The sequence below is a fragment of the Massilia sp. UMI-21 genome, assembly GCA_015277795.1.
Classification (GTDB): domain Bacteria; phylum Pseudomonadota; class Gammaproteobacteria; order Burkholderiales; family Burkholderiaceae_D; genus Telluria.
On record CP063848.1, the window covers coordinates 3089688 to 3108385 of the forward strand.

Below are 18698 nucleotides of genomic sequence, written 5' to 3' on the forward strand. Positions count from 1 at the left end.
CGTCAACTAACCGAACAGGATCCGGCGCGGGGGTATGGTGGCGGCTTCGCTCTAGAAAGGACGGCCATGAACCATCACCGGAAATACCCGATCCGGCTGCGCATCAACGGACAGGACCGCGAGTTTGCGGTCGAGCCCTGGGTGACGCTGCTCGACCTGCTGCGCGACCGCGCAGGCCTCACGGGCACCAAGAAGGGCTGCGACCACGGCCAGTGCGGCGCCTGTACTGTTTTGCTGGACGGCAAGCGCATCAATGCCTGCCTGACCCTGGCGGTGATGCACGACGGGCATGCGCTCACCACCGTCGAGGGCCTGGCCGACGGCGAACAGCTGCATCCGCTGCAGCAGGCCTTCATCGACTGCGATGCCTTCCAGTGCGGCTACTGCACGCCCGGCCAGCTGTGCTCGGCGGCCGGCCTGATCGCCGAGGGCGAAGCGAAGAGCGTCGACGACGTGCGCGAGCTGATGAGCGGCAACCTGTGCCGCTGCGGCGCCTATCCGCAGATCACCCAGGCCATCATGGGGGTGATGGGCATCGACGGCACCCCTGGCGAGGGCGAGAAGCCGTTCACGACCGGTCCGGTGCTCGCATGAACCCGTTCACCTTTACCCAGGCCGGCGACATCGACGCCGCGCTGGCCCGCCTGGCCATCCCGGGCGCACGTCCCATCGCGGGCGGCACCAACCTTCTGGATCTGATGAAGGAAGGCGTCATGCAACCCGACGAACTGGTCGACATCAACGGCCTCGGGCTCGATAGCGTCGAGGAAGCGCCCGGCGGCGGCCTGCGCCTGGGCGCCCTGGCGCGCAATGCCGACACCGCCTACCACCCGCTGGTGCGGGCACGCTATCCGCTGCTGAGCGCGGCAATTCTGGCCGGCGCCTCGCCCCAGCTGCGCAACATGGCGAGCAACGGCGGTAACCTGATGCAGCGCACCCGCTGCTACTACTTCTACGACCTCGGCACGCCTTGCAACAAGCGCGAACCGGGCAGCGGCTGTTCCGCCAGGAATGGACTGAACCGCCTGCATGCGATCCTCGGCGCCAGCGAGCACTGCATCGCGACCCATCCGTCCGACATGTGCGTGGCGCTGCGCGCGCTCGATGCCGTCGTGCACGTGCGCTCGCAGGGCGGGGTGCGCGAGATCCCCTTCGCCGACTTCCACCGCCTGCCCGGCGAGCAACCGGAGCTGGACAATACCTTGGCCCCGGGCGAACTGATCACCCACATCACGCTGCCGGAAGCGGAGCGCTACGTGAAGCACTCGGCCTACATCAAGGTGCGTGAACGCCTGTCCTACGCCTTCGCCCTGGTGTCGGTGGCGGCGGCGCTCGAGCTCGACGGCGGCAAGGATGGCAAGGTCGCCACGATCCGCTCGGCCCGCATCGCCCTCGGCGGCGTGGCCCACAAGCCCTGGCGCGTGGAGGAAGCCGAGCGCGCGCTGGAGGGCAAGACGGCCGGGCTCGAGGCCTTCGGCGCGGCGGCCGATATTTTGCTGCATGGCGCGCAGGGCCATGGCCAGAACGATTTCAAGCTCACGCTGGCGCGCAATGCGATCGAGCAGGCCTTGGCCACCGCCGCGCGCGGCACCGAGGCCGCCAAGGGAATAGCCAAGGACACACCGCAAGGAGACGCACAATGAGCGACCTGATTCCAGAACTGCACACCCCGACCGCGCCCGAAGGCACCGGCCGGGTCCGCAGCGGCATGCCGGTCTCGCGGGTGGACGGGCGCGCCAAGGTCACCGGCCAGGCGAAATATGCGGCCGAACACGAGGCGCCCGACCTGCGCTACGGCGTGGTGGTGAGCGGCACCGTCGCCCGCGGGCGGATCAGCGCCATCGAGACCGGCGCCGCGCTCGCCGTACCCGGCGTGGTCGAGGTGCTCACCCACCTGAACCGTCCCAAGCTGCGCTCCTGGGACCTGGCCTACAAGGACATGACGGCGCCAGGCGGCTCGCCCTTCCGCCCCCTGTTCAGCGACCGGATCTTCTACAGCGGCCAGCCGGTCGCGCTGGTGGTGGCCGAGACCTTCGAGGCCGCGCGCCACGCGGCCCAGCTGGTGCGGGTCGAGTACGAACAGCAGGCGCACGAGACCGACCTGCTGGCCAGTCTCGACCAGGCCTACAAGCCGCACGCCATGAAGGCCGGTTTCACCCCGCCCAGCTCCACCGGCGATGCCGACCAGGCCTATGAAGCGGCCGAGGTGAAGATCGAATCCCAGTTCTACCACGGCGTCGAGCACCACAATCCGATGGAAATGCACGCCACCACGGTGGTGCGCGGCGAGGACGGCCACCTGACCATCTACGAGAAGACCCAGAGCTCGCAGAACAACCGCTGGTACGTCTCGCGCGCCTTCGGCCTGTCGAAGGACAAGGTCACGGTGCGCAACCCCTACGTCGGCGGCGCCTTCGGCTCCGGCCTGCGCCCGCAGTACCAGCTGACCCTGGCCGTGATGGCCGCGCTCAAGCTCGAGTGCTCGGTGCGGGTGGTGCTGACGCGCCAGCAGATGTTCAGCTTCGGGCACCGGCCGGAAACCTGGCAGAAGGTGAAGCTGGCGGCCGGCAGCGACGGCAAGCTCCAGGCCATCGTCCACGAGGCGGTCCACGAAACCTCGCGCCTGGAAGACTATGTCGAGGTGGTGGTCAACTGGTCGGGGCAGCTGTACGCCTGCGACAACATCAAGCTGGGCTACAAGCTGGTGGCGCACGACCGCCACTCGCCGATCGACATGCGGGCGCCGGGCGCGGCCCACGGCCTGCATGCGCTCGAAGTGGCGATGGACGAAATGGCCTACAAGCTGCGGATGGACCCGCTGGCCTTCCGGCGCCTGAACTACGCCGACCGCAATCCGCTCGACGACAAGCCGTATTCGAGCAAGGAGCTGAGCCAGTGCTACGACAAGGGTGCGGCCCGCTTCGGGTGGAAAGACCGCCCGCTCGAACCGCGCTCGATGCGCGACGGCGAGGAACTGGTGGGCTGGGGCATGGCAAGCGGCATGTGGGATGCGATGGTGATGCTGGCCCGGGTCAGCGCGGTCCTGCACGCGGACGGGCGCCTGGTGGTGAGCAGCGCGGCCTCGGACATCGGCACCGGCACCTACACGGTGATGTCGATGATCGCGGCCGAGAGCCTCGGCCTGCCGCTCGAGCAGGTGACGTTCCAGCTGGGCGACTCGACCCTGCCCTTCGCTCCGGTCGAGGGCGGTTCCTCGCACGTGACCACGGTGGGCGGCGGGGTGCACGGCGCCTGCGACAAGCTCAAGAAAAGCCTGGTCAAGCTAGCCAGGGAGATGCCCGGCTCGCCGCTGGCGAAGGCGCGCACCCAGGACCTGGAGTTTGCCGACGGCACCGTGCGGCTGCGCAACCGGGCCGACACGGCGGTGCCCTTGCGCGCCGTGCTGGCCGCGGCCGGCGTCGACCGGGTGGAAGAGAAGTTCTTCATGAAGCCTTCGATGCTGAAGCAGCGCAAGTACACCCGCGCGGTGCACTCGGCGGTATTCTGCGAGGTGCGGGTCAACGAGAAGCTCGGCATCGTGCGGGTGACCCGGGTGGTGAGCGCGGTGGCGGCGGGACGCATCATCAGCGCCAAGACCGCGGAAAGCCAGGTGATCGGTGGCGTGGTCTGGGGCATCAGCCAGGCCTTGCACGAAGAAAGCTTCACCGACCACCGCTTCGGCCGCTTCATGAACCACAACTTCGCCGAGTACCACGTGGCGGCCAATGCCGACGTCCACCAGATCGAGGTGATCTTCGCCGACGAGGAAGACCGCATCGTCAGCCAGCAGCTCGGGGCCAAGGGCGTGGGCGAGATCGGTATCCTGTCGGTGGCGGCCGCGATCAGCAATGCGATCTTCCACGCCACCGGACGGCGCCTGCGCAGCACGCCGATCACGCCGGACAAGATCCTGCTGGGCGAGCACGAGATTCCGGTACCGGCGCCGAAACAGGCTGGCTAGTCGCCGCGCACCTCGAAGCGGCTGGTCGACACGGTCTTCCCCAGGGCGTCGACCAGCTCGAGAAGGTGCGCGCCGGCCACCGGCCGCCAGGCCAGCGGGCCGGCGACCGGACCGAGGTCGCTGCCGTCGAGCCGCCAGCGATGCGCGTCCACGCCCTGCGCCTGGAACACGATGCGCTCGACCCGGTCGGGAATGTCCGGATCCACCGCCACGATGCCGCCGTCCGGCGGATACACGATGCCTGGCGTGCGCCGGCTGGCCGGCAGCGCTTCGACCAGCGTGGTTTCGGTCCCGCGCAGGAACCATTCGTCGCGGGCCGGCTCGTGGGCCGGCACGAAGGCCACCGCCCGGCGCAGCACGCCGGCCGGCGCCGCCGGCAGCTTCCCGGGCCGGTCGCGGTGCAGGAAGTCCATCACGTCGCGCCACACCGGCGCCGCTCCCGACACGCCGGACACGTCCCACATCGGCTGCCCGTTGAAATTGCCCACCCAGACGCCCACCGTGTAGCGGTCCGAGTAGCCGATGCACCAGTTGTCGCGCATGTCCTTGCTGGTGCCGGTCTTGACCGCGCTCCAGTAGGCGGTGGCGAGATCGCTGCGCAGGCCGAAGGTCGGGCTGCGCGCGCCACGGTCGGCCAGGATGTCGCCGATGACGTAGCTCGCCGCCGGATCCAGCAGGGCGACCAGTGGCGCGCGCGGTCGCGGACGCAGGGTCGGCGCGCCGTGCCGTCCGCCGTTGGCCAGCGTGCGGTAGGCATTGCTCAGCTCCAGCAGGCTGACCTCGGCCGAGCCGAGCGCCAGCGAAGGTCCGTAGAAGTCGGCGTCCTCGGTCAGGGTGCTCAGGCCGAGCGCGCGCAGTCGCCCGTGGAAACGCTCGACACCGGTCAGGAGCAGGGTACGCACCGCCGGCACGTTCAGCGAGCTCGCCAGGCTGGTGCGCACGCTGGCATAGCCCCGGAATGCGTGGTCGTAGTTCTGCGGCACGTAGGCGCCGTTGCCCTGCGTGATCCCGACCGGGCTGTCGTCCAGCAGCGAGGCGGCGGTCAGCAGACGCCGCTCCAGCGCCAGTTGGTACAGGAAGGGCTTGAGGGTGGAGCCGGCCTGGCGCGGCGCGGTCACGCCGTCCACTTCGCCATTGCCGGTATTGGCCACATAGGCCAGCAGCTCGCCGCTGGCATTGTCGATCACGACCACCGCGCCGTCGCCGACGTTGCGCTCGGCCAGTTCGCGTACGTGGAGGCGCAAGGCATCCAGCGCCGCCGCCTGGACCCGCGCGTCGAGGGTGGTGCGCACGCCGGCGCCGGCGCCCTCCAGCAGGCGGCGCCAGGCCGGCGGCGTGCTCGGCCTGGCGCCGGACGCGGGCCGTGCCAGCGCCACCGCCGCGCGCCAGGCGATGGCGCCGCAGCCGACCGGCCACTTCAGCTCGGTGGCCAGCCGGCAGGCGCGGCGGCCCACCGCTTTGGGCGCAGCCGCGGGCGCACGCAGCAAGGCCGCCAGGATCGCGCTCTCGACCCCATCCAGGCCCGAGGGCGCCTTGTTGAACAGGGCCCGGGAGGCCGCCCCGACGCCCTGCAATTCGCCACGAAAACTCACCAGGTTCAGATAGGCTTCCAGGATCTGGCCCTTGCTCCAGCCGGCTTCGATCTGGCGCGCGGCGACGGCCTGGTCGACCTTCTGCAGCCAGCTGCGCCCTTCCCGGCTGGCGCGCAGCCCGGTATCGAGCAGGCCGGCCAACTGCATCGTGATCGTCGAGGCGCCGCGCGGGCGCTGGCGGAACAGGTTGTCCCAGGCCGCCTGGGCCGCCGCGCGCAGGTCGACCCCGCCGTGCTCCAGGAAGCGCTGGTCTTCCGCCTGCAGCACCGCCGCGCCCAGCGCCGGCGAGATGTCGGCCAGCGCCACCCAGTCGGCGCGCCGCCCCTGCATGTCGACCCGCACCGAATCGATCACCACACCGTGGCGATCGAGCAGCCGCCCTTCCGACGGCCGCCAGGCGGCGCGCACCTCGGCCGGCGTCGGCACCGCGGCCGCGGCCATGGCCGGCGCCAGCAGCAGCGCGGCCAGCCAGGGCCGCCCGAACCGGTGCGGCGTGAGCCAGTGCGGCTTGGATCCGTCCCTCATTACTGCCCCACCACCACCGGCGCATTCGGCGCCTCGCCGAACATCTCGGGGTCATACATGGCTTCGACCCGCGTCGGCGGCAAACTGAAACGGCCATCGCTGTTCAGGCGTACCGTGTATTCGACGCGCCATTTCCCCTTCGGGACGAAGGCATAGTAGGCGCGGAAGGCGCCGGCCGTGCGTTCCTCGAAGCTCGGCAGCACATGCGCGGTGCGCCCGTCCTTGCGGGTTTCGCCGCCGGTGGCGATCTGCGAATCGCCGCCCAGGCCGGACCCCAGGATGGCGGCGCCGGCCGGGATCGGGTCGTCCACCACCACCCAGTTCATGTCGGCCTGGGCGTCGAGGTCCAGCCGCACGCGGTAGACGTCGCCGCGCGTCCATCCACCGGCAGCCTGCCGTTCCACCGGCGTCACCGTGCGGGCGATCCGGTAGCCGCTGGCGAGCGGCGCCGCGAGCGGTATCGCGGCCAGGCTCTCGACCCTGGCCCAGGGCTTGCCGCCGCCCTCGTGCCGGATTGCCAGCGCAGCGGGCGCCGCGGACGGCGCCGGCCAGGCCTGCAGCAGGGTAGCGGGAACGCTGCCCCGCCACTGCTCGGCGCCCAGTTGCACGCTGCTCATGCCGGAGACCGGCGCGGCCTCGAACTTCTGCGAAAACCTGCGCATCGCCAGCACGCCCCAGGCGTTGGCGGTGGTCGTGTTCCAGTGTCCCCGCTGCTGGCGGCCGAGCGCGCCGCGTGCGATCCGGCCCATGTCGGCCTGCCAGGCCGGGTTGTCGAGCATGGCCAGCAGCAGCCGGTTGGCATTGACGTCGGGCGAGACCATCATCCACCACCAGTCGTCGCTGCGCTCGGTCGAGAAACCCATGGTGCCGCCCTCTAGGTTGAGGCGCGCGCGCAGGATCTGCCCGGCCTGGGCCAGCAGCGCGGCGCGCTCGTCCAGCGCCGCGGAGCGCTGCAATATCAGGTACCAGTCGATCACGGCGGAGGTCGGCCACAGCGTCGGTTCGATGCGGAAGGATTGCAGCCATCCCTGGCGCACCGGCTGGCGCCGCGACAGCGCTTCCAGGGCGGCGAGCTTGCGTACCGCCAGTTCGCCGCTGCGCAAGCCACTGCCGCGCACGATGCGGCCTTCGACGAAGGCCAGCAGCGCCGCTTCCATGCGCTCGCGCTGTTCCGGCGCGATGGCGTAGCCGGCTTCGTCGGCGACCGCAAGCACATAGGCGGTCAGCGCATCGTCGCCGTCGCGCATGGTGGGGAAATACTTCAGCATGCCGGCGTCGTCCAGGTGGGCCGGCAGCGTGGCCGTCACCGCCGCCCACAGCGCCGGGTCGCCCAGCGCCACCGCCTTCGAGGCGCGCTGCTCGAAGCAGGTGTAGGGGTAAGCCGCCATGTAGTCGCGCACCCCGGCCATGCTGCCGGCCAGCTGTGCGTTCAAGCTGGTGCGCACGCCGCCCTTGCCGGGCAGCGCGCCCGCCGGGCGTGCCACCGGGATGGTCTTCGCTGCATCGACCTGCAGCAGCGTGGCCTGGTAGGTGCGCACCGGCACCGCCTCCTGCACCTGCTGCGTCACGCGCAGGCTGTCGCGCGCGGCGCCGGCAGCGGCATCCACCTGCCAGCGCAGGCGGCGCGCCTGCGGCACCGACACTTCCCAGCGCACTTCGCGCGCAGCGCCCGGCGCCAGCGACAGGCGTTGCGCCGGCAGCGGCGCGGCCGGGCCGTCGTCCGCCGCCATGCCGGCGGCCAGGCGCACTTCCAGCGCGGTGTTTGACGCGTTGCGCACCGTGAACCCGGCGTGCAGGCGGTCGCCCTCGCGTACCAGCAGCGGCAGGCCGGACAGCAACATCAGGTCCTGGGTGCTGCGGATATCGCTGCTGCCGGTGCCGAACAGGCCGGCGCCGGCGCTGGCCACCGCCACGATGCGAAAGCCCGTGAGCGAATCGTTCAGCGGCACGGTGAGCTCGGCCTCGCCGTTCGCATCCAGTACAAGCTTGCCCTTCCACAGCAGCAGGGTATCGAACAGTTCGCGGCTGGCGCCGCGCCCGCCTCCGCCGCCGTGCGCCACCGACTTGCGGCCGAAGTGGCGCTTGCCGATCACCTGCATCTGCGCGGTCGCGGTCTCGACCTGCAGGCCGCGCGGGCGCATCATGGCCTCGAGCAGCTGCCAGCTGTCGTTCGGTTTCAGTTCCAGCAGGCCGGTATCGACCGCCGCCAGCGCCACCTCGGCGCCGGCCGGCAGCGCCTTGCCGTCGGCGCGCCGGACCCTGACGCGCACGCGGGCCCGCTCGCGCACCCGGTACACCTGGCGATCGGGCAGCACCTCGACCGCGAGTTGGTGCGCGTTCCAGCCCACCTTGACCGGCGCGATGCCGAGCTTGTAGGCCGGCTTGCCGAGGTCGACCAGCGCCGTCGGCTTGACGCCGGCCACGCGCCCGCGCACGACCAGCGCCGAAACGAACACGTTGGGGGCGTAGCCGGCCTTGATCGGGATCGTGATCGTGGGGTCGGCCGCCGACAGGCGTCGCACGTAGGTGTCGAGGATGCCTTCGCGCTCCACGCTCACCAGCACGGTGGCGTCGCGAAACGGCGAGCGCACCTGGAAGCTGGCCTGTTCGCCCGGCTCGAAGCGCGGCTTGGCCGGCAGCAGGTCGATGCGGTCGTTGTCGGCCAGGTCGAACCACGCCTCCTTCTTGCCTGCCACCCAGACTTCCTGCTGCGTTACCGATGTCCGTCCTTGCGCATCCACGGCACGGGCGCGCAGGATGATGTTGCCCTCGGCCGGCGCCGGCAGCTCGCACAACAGCAGGCCGCCCGCATCGGTGCGGCCGCGGCAGCCGCCCGCGATGCGCTTGATCTCGCTGGCCGACTCGTAGGCGTAGAAGCCGCCGAGCAGGCGGCGCCGGTGCGACCAGGTCTCGCGCCGGAACAAGTCGACCGTGGCTTCATGATCGGCGACCGGCTTGCCGTCGACGCCGACCACCGCCACCTGGAACTTCAGCCTGTCCCGGTTGATCCAGTCGCCGGTCCGGATTCCGACCGCCACCGCGGCCGGCCACAGGGTCGCGCGCGTCACCGCGGTGAGCGTCTCGCCGCTGGCGTCCTGCCAGCTGAGCTCCGCCAGCAGGCTGCGCGGGCGGTCGACCCGGGGCAGTTCCGCTAGCTCGACGCGGGCGGCGCCATTGCGGTCCAGCGCCAGGCGCTGGGTGCGCGCGGTCCCACCCTGGCGCCGGCCCTCGGCCGGCTGGGCTTCCTCCTCCCCCTCCCCCTCCGGGTAGCCGTCACCGCTGTCCTCGCCCAGTTTCTCGACACCTTCCCTGACATCGCCGCCGCCGAAGTTGAAACCGTCGAAGCGATCCACGTGCGCGAAGCCCGAGGGCCCATCCTCGAGCACCGTGCGCAGCGTCACCGGCAGCTTGCCGGCCGGGCCGCCGTTCAGGTAGTTGATCTGGGCATCGATCGCCAGGCTGGCCGCGGCCACCACCGGCCGCGCCGGTCCACGCAAGACCGCCTTCATGGTCGGCACGCGGAACTGTTCGACCCGGAACTCGCCGGCCACCTGGTTACCGATCACGACCTGGTAGGTACCCAGCTTCGACGCCGGCGGAATGGTCCATTCGCCCAGCGCCTGGCCGGACGCGTCCCAGGCCAGGGGCAGCGCTAGCTTGTCGCCGCTGCCCTGGTGCACCAGCCAGGCCCTGGCCGGCAGCGCCGCCTGCTCGACGGTTTCCTCGCCCAGCGGGGCGTAGCCGGGCGTCGGGGTCTTGTCGCCCGCCTTGACCAGGGCAAGGGACGAGCCCCCGGTCCCGATCCGGCGCCGCAGGAAGTGCTTCATGTGCACGGTGTCGCCGGCGCGCAGCAGGCTGCGGTCGAACACGGTGGCGACGATGCGCGTGTCTTCGCCGAGGCTGCCCTGCTGCAGGTTGAAGCGCCAGGTCTCGATGCCCTTCTGCCAGCTCGACAGGGTGAAGGTGAAGTCCTCGCCGCTGCGCGCGCTCACGAACAGGTTGTCGCCGCACTTTGCGCGCGGCAGTTCGGCGCGGATGTGCGCGATGCCGTCGGCATCGGTGCTGCCCGTCCACAGCTGCTTGCCGGCGCAGTCGCGCACCGTGACTTGCGCGCGCGGCACCGGGCGCCCCTTGTCGAGCGAGGTCACCCACACCAGCGAGGATTCGGCGCCGCGCTTCAGGTGGGCCGCCAGGTTGGTGACCAGGGCTGCGCTGCGCACGTAGGCGGTGCCGCCCTTCTGGTTGAGTGCCTGGCCGAGCACGGGGCTGGCGATTTCGACCACGTGGAATCCCGGCTTCTTGAGCGGAATGCCGATCACTTCGAAGGCGCGCCGCCCGCCCGGCCTGGGCAGCGCGAAGCGTTCGATGCGCCCGTCCTTGCGCGCTTGCGCCTTCGGCCCGAGCAGGGAGACCCGCAGGCTGCCCTCGGCCTGGGTCCAGGGATCGCGCCCGTAGGGATTCATCCTGGACAACCAGGCCAGCACGTCCTGGTCGCGCTCGACCCGCAGGCTGGCGCCGCTGCGCACGGCGGCGGCAAGCGGCGCTTCGACATTGCGCACCGTGACCGGCAGCAGGCGCTCGCCGCGCGCCTCGATGATGCCGAAGGGGGCGGCGAACTTCACCAGCGGCGGCTGGCGGTCCACCTTCAGGTGCAGCTTCTTGTCCGCTACGCTCAGGCGGCGCCCGGCGTCGTCGCGCAGGCTGTCGGGAACGCGCAGGCGCAGTGTCGCCAGCTCGCGGAACGGCCCGGCGAATGTGACGGTGGATGCGAAGCCGCCCTTGGCCTCGTCGTCGAGTTCGGGGGCATGGCGCTTGCCGCCGCTTTCCTCGAGCACCAGCTTGCGCAGTTCGGCGGCCGGCACCGGCGCGCTGAAGCGCACGCGCACCGGCTCGAAGGGCACGCAGCCGGCACGCGCGTTGGTGCGCGCGCAGCGCAGGGCAAGCCGGAAGTCGGGCCGGGTGCGAAAGCTCAGCTCCTGGTCTTCGGTGGTGGCGACGCCGTTCGGCGCCGCGATGCCCTTGCCCCAGACCAGGGTGACAGGGCTGTCGGCCGGCAAGGTACGGCGGCACTGCAGCGCCGCCACCGGCAGGTCGGCCTCCGTCTTGCCGCGCAGGGCCGGCAGGCGTTTGCGTTCTTCGTCCTGCAGCAAGCGCACCCCGATCTTCTCGTTGACGCCGTCGGCGCGGCACCAGGCATGGCGCTCGATCGACGCCGGCGCGGCCGGCGCGTCCAGGGTCAGCAGGAACACCTGGTGCTCGTCCAGGCGGCTGCCCTCGCGCGGCTGGCTGCGCACCACGGCCGGGCCGCCGGTGCTGAACGTGAAGGCGCGCCGGCCGGCCACGGCCTGGCCGTCCAGGTCGCGCAAGCCATCGCGCAGGCTGAAGCGGCACGAAACCGCGCCCGGCAGGTCGCGTGCGAAGTCGTAGCGCCAAGTGCTGCCGTCGACCCAGCCTCCGCTGCCGCGCGCGGCGTCGCCGGCGCCGGCGCAATCGACCGTGAACGGGGCCTCGACACCGGGGTCGCCAAAGGCCGCCATCGGCCTTGAAAAGCGCGCCGTCACCTGGCGCACCGCCTTCACCTGCCCCTCCGGGCTGAAACCCTCGACGACGGTCTGCGCGGCCGCGCCGCAGAAGGTGACGGACAGCGCGCCAAATACACAACACAGGAGCGAACGGTTCAAGGCAGGCATGGCGTCTCCGCAGGACAAGCTGCCAGGCCGGGAACCTGACCCGGCTCCTTGCATGGCAGGGACACATTCGACGGCGTCGCGCGACGGCGCGCCTGGCGTTAGTCGACAGTAAAGATGAGTGTGTCCGCCGCGTATGCGTTTGTCAACACAGCGCTACGCGCAGGCCGCCGATGATGCGGCACGCATGGTGCGGCAGGCTGCCGCCCGCTGCCTTATTCGCTGTCCAGGCATGCCGGCCGCAGGATACCCGGCCGCGCTCGCCGCATCGCGTGGTTTCCAGGCATGACCCGACAGTTACTCCTTGACGAGGCCCGGTAAATCGGTAAAATCAGTAAATATGAATATCACCGATGACCACGTTTCCAAGGGCGGGTACGATCCCGGCGCCTTCTGCTCCACCCGGCAGGCCGCGGAACGCATCGGTGTCTCCCACCGCACGATCCAGCTCTGGGTCGAGAGCGGCGTGCTGCAAGCCTGGAAGACCGCGGGCGGACACCGCCGGATCGCCCTGGACTCGATCGACAGGCTGGTGGCCCAGCGGCGCGACGCCCTGGAACCGCGGCAAGAGGCGCCGCCGCCCGTCCTGTCCGGCGCCGGCGGCCCGCCCCGGGTGCTGGTGGTCGATGACGATGCGACCCTGCTGCGCCTGTATGAACTCGAGATCTCGACCTGGGGCCTGGGAATCGACCTGGTCAAGGCCGGCAATGGCTTCGAAGCCCTGATCCGGATCGGCGAGCAGCGACCGGACGTCCTCATCAGCGACCTGAGCATGCCGGGCATGGATGGTTTTCGCATGATCCGGACCCTGCGCGCCGATCCGGCCTATGCGTCGATGGCGATCATCGTCATCAGTGGCCTCGACCCCGGTACCGTGCACGCCATGGGCCTGCCCGAGGACGTCCCCTTCTTCGCCAAACCGGCCCCCTTCGCCGCCCTGCGGCGCGCCGTCGAGGCGGCGCTGGCGCCGGTGGCCACGGCCGCCTGAGCGCCGGCCCTGACCGCAAGCAAGCAAGCAAGGCTCGTCCCACGCCCGCCCATGTCCTCCCCTTCCCCTTCTTCGGCTTCTCCTTCTTCCACCACCGAGGCGCAGCGCCTGCGCGTGCTGGTCGACCTGAACATCCTGGACAGCGCGGCCGACGAGCGATTCGACCGCATCACGCGGCTGGCCGCGCGCCTGTTCCAGGTGCCGATGGCCTTCGTCAGCCTGGTCGATGCCGAACGCCTGTGGTTCAAGTCGCGGGTCGGCTTCCCCTACGCCGAAACGCCGTCCGACCGCTCTTTCTGCGCGCACGCCATCCGCCAGGACGACATGCTGGTGGTATGCGATGCGCACGCCGACGAGCGCTTCGCCGACAGTCCGTTCGTGCGCGGCCACCCGCAGGTCCGCTTCTACGCCGGCCAGCCGCTCGCCGTGGGCGGCGTGCACATCGGCACGCTGTGCCTCATCGACAGCGCCGCGCGCGCATTCGAGGACGAAGAACGCGCCCTGCTGCGTGACCTGGCCGGCGTGGTCGCCAACGAAGTCGCCGCCGGCGCACTGCGCCAGGCCGAGCAGCGGGCGCAACGCAGCGAGGCGGCCCTGCGCGCGCTGCTCGATCACCTGCCCGACAGCGTGCTGCTGATCGATGCCGCCGGCGCGGTGGTGTCCTGCAACCCGGCCGCCCAGCAGCTGTTCGGCCTCGACGCCGCCCTGCTGGCAGGTCGGCCGGCCGCGTCCCTGCTCGGCGTCGACGCCTGCAGCCTGACCGCGGCCGGCGATCTGCCGGTGGTGGTCGAGGCCAGCGTGAACCGCGCGGACGGAGCGCTTCCGGTCGAAGCCGCGCTCAGCAGGCTCGCGATCGACGGCCAGCCGCATGTCGTCGCCAGCATCCGCGACGCCAGCGGCCATCGCGCCGCACTGGAGGCCGAGCGCGCCGCGGAAGCACGCCGGCGCGCCTACTTCCGCAGCGCCGCCCACGAACTGCGCACTCCGATGGCGAGCATCCTCGGTTTTTCCGAACTGCTGCTCAAGCGCGAGTTCGACGCCGGCACCGTACGTGAACTGCACGGGATCATCCACAACCAGTCGACCCGTTTGGTTGCCCTGATCAACCAGATGCTCGACCTGGCGCGCATCGAGGCCGGCGGCCCGGAGGAACAGCGGCGTCCCGGCGTCGACCTGTCCGTCCTGGTCGGCGAGGCGCTGGCGGCCACGGTGCCGCCGGCGCGCGCGGACGACGTCGCCTTCATGCACGCGCCCGCCATTGCACGGGTCGAAGCCAATCCGGCACGCCTGCGGCAGGCACTGGCCGGCATCCTCGAGAACGCGCTGCGCTTTTCGGCGCCCGGCAGCCGGATCGACGTGATACTCGCGCCCGACCTGCGTGACGGCCGTCCCGGCCTGGCGCTAGCCGTCCGCGATCGCGGCATCGGCATGAGCCCGGACCAGCGGGACCGGATGTTCGAGGCCTTCTACCGTGCCGGCGAGCCGAGGACCGAGGCCGAGGCCGAGGCCGGCTCCGGACTCGGCCTGGTCCTGGTGCGCGAGATCGTCGCCTTCCACGGCGGCAGCATCGAGGTCGAATCGCGGCCGGGCGCCGGCACCGCGGTCACCGTCTGGCTGCCGACGGAAGCGGGCGCGCCATGAGCAAGCGCATCCTGGTGGTCGACGACCAGGCCGACCTGCGACTCCTGATCCGCCTGAGCCTGCGTGCGCTTGGCGAGGTGCTGCAGACCGCTTCGGCGGAGCAGGCGCTCGACATGATCGCGGACGGGGCGCCCGACCTGCTCGTGCTCGACGTCTGCCTCGGGCGCGGGCGCAGTGGTCTCGATCTGTGCCGCACGCTGCGCGCGGACCCGCCCACCCGTGGCATGAAGATTCTCCTGCTGTCGGCCAATGGCCAGCCATCCGACATCGCGGCCGGCCGCGCCGCCGGCGCCGACGACTATGTGGTCAAGCCCTTCAGCCCGGACGCCCTGCTCGACGCGGCCGCCCGGCTGCTGACGCCCTGACGCCACGCCCACCGGGCGGATGCTTGCTCTTTAGAGGGATTCCTCTAGTCGCTCCTTTATGACGCGCGTTCCGGCAAAATCGCAACCCGCCGCGCTGCCCGGCGCCGCAGGCCGGCCGTGCGCATCGTCGATGACGCCGATTCCACCCCCGAACCGGTAATAATGAAACCGGAGCAGATCGGCGCGACCTGCCGGGCCGCCCGGCGAGCAGGCCCTCCCGCAAGCGCCAACTATTTACGTGCGGAAACTATCTTGTATGATGTGTCAACGACGGACACATCACGACAGGAAGGGGGCGGCAATGAAACAACTGGTATTGGCGGCACTGCTCCTGGCTGGCAACAGCGCTGTTCACGCCGGCGGTTCGGCCAGCGCGACCATGGAAATGTCCTTCGTGATCCGCGCGGCCTGCAGCGTGCAGGCCACGCCGTCCGCTCCCCAGGTGGCATGCACCGAGGGCACCGTCTACCAGGTCCGGCGCGAGGCGCCGGCGGCGGACAGCCAGACGACCCCGCAGGCCGTCCTTGCCGGCGACCACTGGCAAGTCGTGTTCTAGGGCCTCGCCGCAGCCGGCGGCAGGCAGCCGGCGCTTCCTCCCGCGACGAGCGCGCGCATCAGAAATACAAGGTGGCCGTGACCGTGTCGCCATAGCTGCCCGGCGACGGCGTGCGCTGCGCCGGAACCAGGCCGTACACAGGGACCGACTGCGCGGCGCCCGAGCCGGTCCCGCCATACACACTACTGCCGAGCGTGCCGTCGCCCCATGGGCTGCCATCCGGTGAACTCGACAGCGTGTAGGCAATGGTCTCGCCGGTCGCCGCGTTCTTCATCCTGCGCGCGCCGATCGACCCGTGCATGCCGCCGTTCAACACGACCTGGTAGGGATTGTCGGCGGTGCAGCGCACGCTCAGCGCCGAAGCGGCGCGGCGCGCGCCGGACAGCACGCTGTTGGCGCCAAAGTCCAGGCTGCCTGCCTGGATCACGCAATCGTTGGCGATGCTGGCCTGCACCCGGAACGAGAAGGCGGTGCTCGCGCCGGCGCTACAGGGCTGGGTCGAGATGCCGGAAAAACTGAAGCTGACGCTGCCATGCCCGGCGAAACTGCTGCTGTAGACAGCGCCGGCGGCGCCCCCGGTACCAATGCCCGCGAGCGCGCTGGCGGCGATCCTGCCGACCACCGGGAACGAGCGCGACACCGAACCGAGCTTGAGCAAGCCCTCGAAGCGCGTCGGGATGCCCGAGGTGCCCGGGATCGCCGGACCGCCCCACACCGATGCGTCGGAATAGCTCGCGCCGGTGTACAGGTTGAAGGCCAGGCGCTGGCTGCCGTTACTCAGGTAGCGTGGGATGCCGCCGCCGCCGCTGCCCGCGCCAAGGTTGACGCAGACATTCACGGAAGGAAGCAGCAGCAGGGGTGGCTGCAGGTTCAGCACCGTCCAGGTGCAGGTAACGGTCAGGGTGCCGCTTGCATGGACGTCGCCGGAAGCGATCGGGTTGATGCTGCCGAAGGAAATGTCGGTCATGCTCGCTTCGCAGGTGTCGGCGCGCGCGCTGGCGCCGGCCAACAGCAGGCACAGGAACATGAGCAGGCGCATCGAACGGGCCAGGTGGGTGGTCATCGGGTGCTCTCCTTCAGGGGCAGGCAGCGGAGCGGACCGATGGTCGGCAGGCCGCCGGGCGCATCGGCTTGGTAGGCAAACTCGGCTTCGCAGGCGCCGGCATCGTCGCCGACGCGCAGGCGCGTGGTCCCGGACAGGCCGTCGACGAACACGATGCCGTCGAAACCGACGATCGTGGCCGAGCGCGAGCCGACCACCGCGACCCGCGTTCCGGGCGCGATCGGCTGGCCGCTCGCATCATGCAGGATGACCGTCGCGGCGCGATAACGCTCCATCGGGAAAGCGGCGAGCACACCGGACAATGCCTGCGGCGCGACACGGGCGCTCGTCGCGCGCACCCGCATGTCGGCCGGCAGCCCGGCCGTATCGATCGCGATCAGGTTGGCGGAATAGGGAATCAGGTTCGGCAGCAGGATGTGGCCGCCGCCGTCGGTGCGGCCGATCGGCCGGTTTTCCTGCAGCACCGGCACGTCGGCCAGCCCGGTGGACACCAGCGCGAAGGCATTGCCGACCTGGCGCGCCGCCAGCAGCGTTCCGTTCATCGCCACCAGTGCGCCGGACAGGCCGAGCGCGCCGCTGCCGCTGCCGGCGTTGCGCTGCAGCCCCGCGTTGAGCATGCCGCGCGCGCCCAGGTACTGCAGCTGGGCGCCGCTGAAACGCTGCGCGCCGCTGCCGCCCGACTGCAGCGCCCAGCCGAAGCCGCCTTCGAAGTCGGGGGCGCGCGTGAGGGTCGCGACCCGCCCGGCCTCGCCGTTCTGGCGCCCGCCGCTGGCGCTGGCGGAAATGCGCGATCCCAGCGCCATGCTGAGCGAGGCCATCATTCCGCGTGCGGCGCGCCGGTCCAGGTCCTGCCATGCGTTCAGGCTGAGGTAGAAGCCGAAACCGAGCGCGCGCGACCAGGCCAGCGATGCCAGCCGCGCCGGCCCCACGCCGGGCGACTCGTAGCGGATATAGCTGGCGCTCAGGCTACCCAGCAGCGGCAGCGCCCCACTCAGGCTGGCGCGGTCGCCGGCGCGGCTCACCGCCTGTCCTTCCAGGCTGCCGAGGTCGCCGTAGCCGCGGCTGGCGCGCGTGCTTTGCAGGTCGAAGGCGAAGCGCTGCGAGACGTACTGGTAGCCCAGCTGCGCCTGCAGACCGCGGTAACGCCCCGTGCTGGCCGCCACGGCGCCGCTCAGCACACCGGCCATGCCCAGCCGCAGCAGGCCGCCCGCGCCGGCATTGGCCAGGCCGCGGCCGGCCTCCGCGTGGGCTTCCAGCGTCAGCCAGTCGCTCAGCCCGTGGCGCAGCGAGGCAGTCCCGACCGGCGTGCCGGCATAGCGGAACGAGGCGATGCCGTAATCGCGCCGCAGCACGCCGGCCGACAGCGCGAAGTCGCTCAGGCCCGGCGCCAGCAGCCGGGTATCGACGTACAGCGGCACCGTGCGCGACACCGAACGGCCGAGCGCGTCCTGGGTGACCAGGGTCGCCTGGCCGGCGCCATTCAGGCCGGCAATGCCGTCCACCACGAAAGGGCCGCCTTCCACCTGACGCGCCATCTGCTGCATCCCATTCACATACAGGCTGACATTGCTGGGCACCACTGCCGACCCCGCGATCGCCGCCACCGGAAAGGTGAGCAGGTCCGGGCGCAGTTCGAAGTTCTTGCGCCATTCGACGCCGGCCATGCGATAGGCGCGCGACCAGTTGAGCGAGGGGGTGACCAGATCGCCGACCTGCAGGGTCGACAGCGTGTCGGGATCGGAGCGGGTCCAGGTGGTGTCGTGCCGCACATAGCGGCGCCGGGCGTCATGCAGGCTGGCGTGGCCGCTGCTGACCAGGACGCCGTGCGCGCCGAACCAGCGCGCCTGGTGCAGGACCGACAGGCCGCGCTGGGCGCCAAAGCGTGCGTACAGGTCGTAGTTGAGCACGGCACCCGTCGTGACGCTGCCCGGCTGCGCGCCCGGCGTGCGGCGCGCCTGCAGCACGGTGGGCGCGCGCAGGCTGGTTTCCAGGCCCAGGTCGACGCTCTGCCGCGCCTGGTCGAAACTGAAACGCAGCCCGGGCACCTCCCCCAGCACCACTTCCGGGCGGCCGTCGATGCCGAGCCGGGCGGTGTCGAGACCGGCCTCGCGCAGCGCGCCCACCTCGGCCACCAGCTGTCCATCCGGCAGTTGGCGAAACGGCGCCACCGCGCCGGTCGGCTTGCCGTCGATGCTCACCTCCAGGTAGAGCTGCTGCGCCTGGCCCTGGGCGAAGCCGCCCGACGCGGCCAGCGCCAGCAGCAGCCCCGTCAGCCGGGCGCCCGTGCGGGAGCTTCGCAGCCTTGCCATGCCGGGAGCGA

11 protein-coding genes are annotated in these 18698 nt (G+C 71.0%); 7 read left to right on the top strand and 4 right to left on the bottom strand.

Features of this window, described 5'->3' with window-relative positions:
• The first annotated feature begins 66 nt into the window (after window positions 1-66).
• From IM543_13815 to IM543_13825, 3 genes are read left to right on the top strand one after another with little or no spacing between them, the layout of a single operon-like run.
• The gene (locus IM543_13815) at window positions 67-594 is read left to right on the top strand and encodes a (2Fe-2S)-binding protein (protein QOY92685.1); all 528 of its coding nucleotides are present in this window, start codon (window positions 67-69) and stop codon (window positions 592-594) included.
• A complete protein-coding gene (locus IM543_13820) occupies window positions 591-1643 on the top strand; it encodes a xanthine dehydrogenase family protein subunit M (GenBank protein QOY92686.1) in 1053 nt (350 codons plus the stop codon). Before IM543_13815 ends, IM543_13820 begins: the two co-directional genes overlap by 4 nt.
• Window positions 1640-3961: a xanthine dehydrogenase family protein molybdopterin-binding subunit gene (locus IM543_13825; protein ID QOY92687.1), complete on the top strand. Its 2322-nt coding sequence runs from the start codon at window positions 1640-1642 to the stop codon at window positions 3959-3961. Before IM543_13820 ends, IM543_13825 begins: the two co-directional genes overlap by 4 nt.
• On the opposite strand, the gene pbpC is transcribed toward IM543_13825, so the two are convergent.
• A complete protein-coding gene (gene pbpC / locus IM543_13830; protein ID QOY92688.1) occupies window positions 3958-6078 on the bottom strand; it encodes a penicillin-binding protein 1C in 2121 nt (706 codons plus the stop codon). The genes IM543_13825 and pbpC overlap by 4 nt on opposite strands.
• Complete coding sequence (locus tag IM543_13835) at window positions 6078-11768, bottom strand: alpha-2-macroglobulin (protein QOY92689.1); 5691 nt, start codon at window positions 11766-11768, stop codon at window positions 6078-6080. Before IM543_13835 ends, pbpC begins: the two co-directional genes overlap by 1 nt.
• Window positions 11769-12105: 337 nt before the next feature.
• Here IM543_13835 and IM543_13840 point away from each other — a divergent pair, with 337 nt between their 5' ends.
• From IM543_13840 to IM543_13855, 4 genes are all read left to right on the top strand, one after another.
• Entirely contained in the window at window positions 12106-12753 is a 648-nt protein-coding gene (locus IM543_13840) for a response regulator (GenBank protein QOY92690.1), read from the top strand.
• 51 nt (window positions 12754-12804) lie between these two features.
• The gene (locus IM543_13845; GenBank protein QOY92691.1) at window positions 12805-14394 is read left to right on the top strand and encodes a GAF domain-containing protein; all 1590 of its coding nucleotides are present in this window, start codon (window positions 12805-12807) and stop codon (window positions 14392-14394) included.
• Complete coding sequence (locus IM543_13850; protein ID QOY92692.1) at window positions 14391-14759, top strand: response regulator; 369 nt, start codon at window positions 14391-14393, stop codon at window positions 14757-14759. The genes IM543_13845 and IM543_13850 overlap by 4 nt, the downstream gene beginning before the upstream one ends.
• Window positions 14760-15060: 301 nt before the next feature.
• Window positions 15061-15315, top strand: a complete 255-nt coding sequence (locus IM543_13855; GenBank protein QOY92693.1) for a hypothetical protein — start codon at window positions 15061-15063, stop codon at window positions 15313-15315.
• A 58-nt stretch (window positions 15316-15373) separates the two neighbouring features.
• On the opposite strand, the gene IM543_13860 is transcribed toward IM543_13855, so the two are convergent.
• A complete protein-coding gene (locus IM543_13860; GenBank protein ID QOY92694.1) occupies window positions 15374-16378 on the bottom strand; it encodes a spore coat U domain-containing protein in 1005 nt (334 codons plus the stop codon).
• Window positions 16375-18687 carry a fimbrial biogenesis outer membrane usher protein gene (locus tag IM543_13865; protein ID QOY92695.1) on the bottom strand — a complete coding sequence of 771 codons (2313 nt, stop codon included), beginning with the start codon at window positions 18685-18687 and terminating at the stop codon, window positions 16375-16377. The genes IM543_13860 and IM543_13865 overlap by 4 nt, the downstream gene beginning before the upstream one ends.
• Window positions 18688-18698 lie beyond the last annotated feature (11 nt).

What these genes read in the sequence shown, in the direction of transcription:
- IM543_13815 (QOY92685.1), top strand. Translation starts at nt 67, where the DNA reads ATGAACCATCACCGGAAATACCCGATCCGGCTGCGCATCAACGGACAG.
- IM543_13820 (QOY92686.1), top strand. Translation starts at nt 591, where the DNA reads ATGAACCCGTTCACCTTTACCCAGGCCGGCGACATCGACGCCGCGCTG.
- IM543_13825 (QOY92687.1), top strand. Translation starts at nt 1,640, where the DNA reads ATGAGCGACCTGATTCCAGAACTGCACACCCCGACCGCGCCCGAAGGC.
- pbpC (QOY92688.1), bottom strand. Translation starts at nt 6,078, where the DNA reads ATGAGGGACGGATCCAAGCCGCACTGGCTCACGCCGCACCGGTTCGGG.
- IM543_13835 (QOY92689.1), bottom strand. Translation starts at nt 11,768, where the DNA reads ATGCCTGCCTTGAACCGTTCGCTCCTGTGTTGTGTATTTGGCGCGCTG.
- IM543_13840 (QOY92690.1), top strand. Translation starts at nt 12,106, where the DNA reads ATGAATATCACCGATGACCACGTTTCCAAGGGCGGGTACGATCCCGGC.
- IM543_13845 (QOY92691.1), top strand. Translation starts at nt 12,805, where the DNA reads ATGTCCTCCCCTTCCCCTTCTTCGGCTTCTCCTTCTTCCACCACCGAG.
- IM543_13850 (QOY92692.1), top strand. Translation starts at nt 14,391, where the DNA reads ATGAGCAAGCGCATCCTGGTGGTCGACGACCAGGCCGACCTGCGACTC.
- IM543_13855 (QOY92693.1), top strand. Translation starts at nt 15,061, where the DNA reads ATGAAACAACTGGTATTGGCGGCACTGCTCCTGGCTGGCAACAGCGCT.
- IM543_13860 (QOY92694.1), bottom strand. Translation starts at nt 16,378, where the DNA reads ATGACCACCCACCTGGCCCGTTCGATGCGCCTGCTCATGTTCCTGTGC.
- IM543_13865 (QOY92695.1), bottom strand. Translation starts at nt 18,687, where the DNA reads ATGGCAAGGCTGCGAAGCTCCCGCACGGGCGCCCGGCTGACGGGGCTG.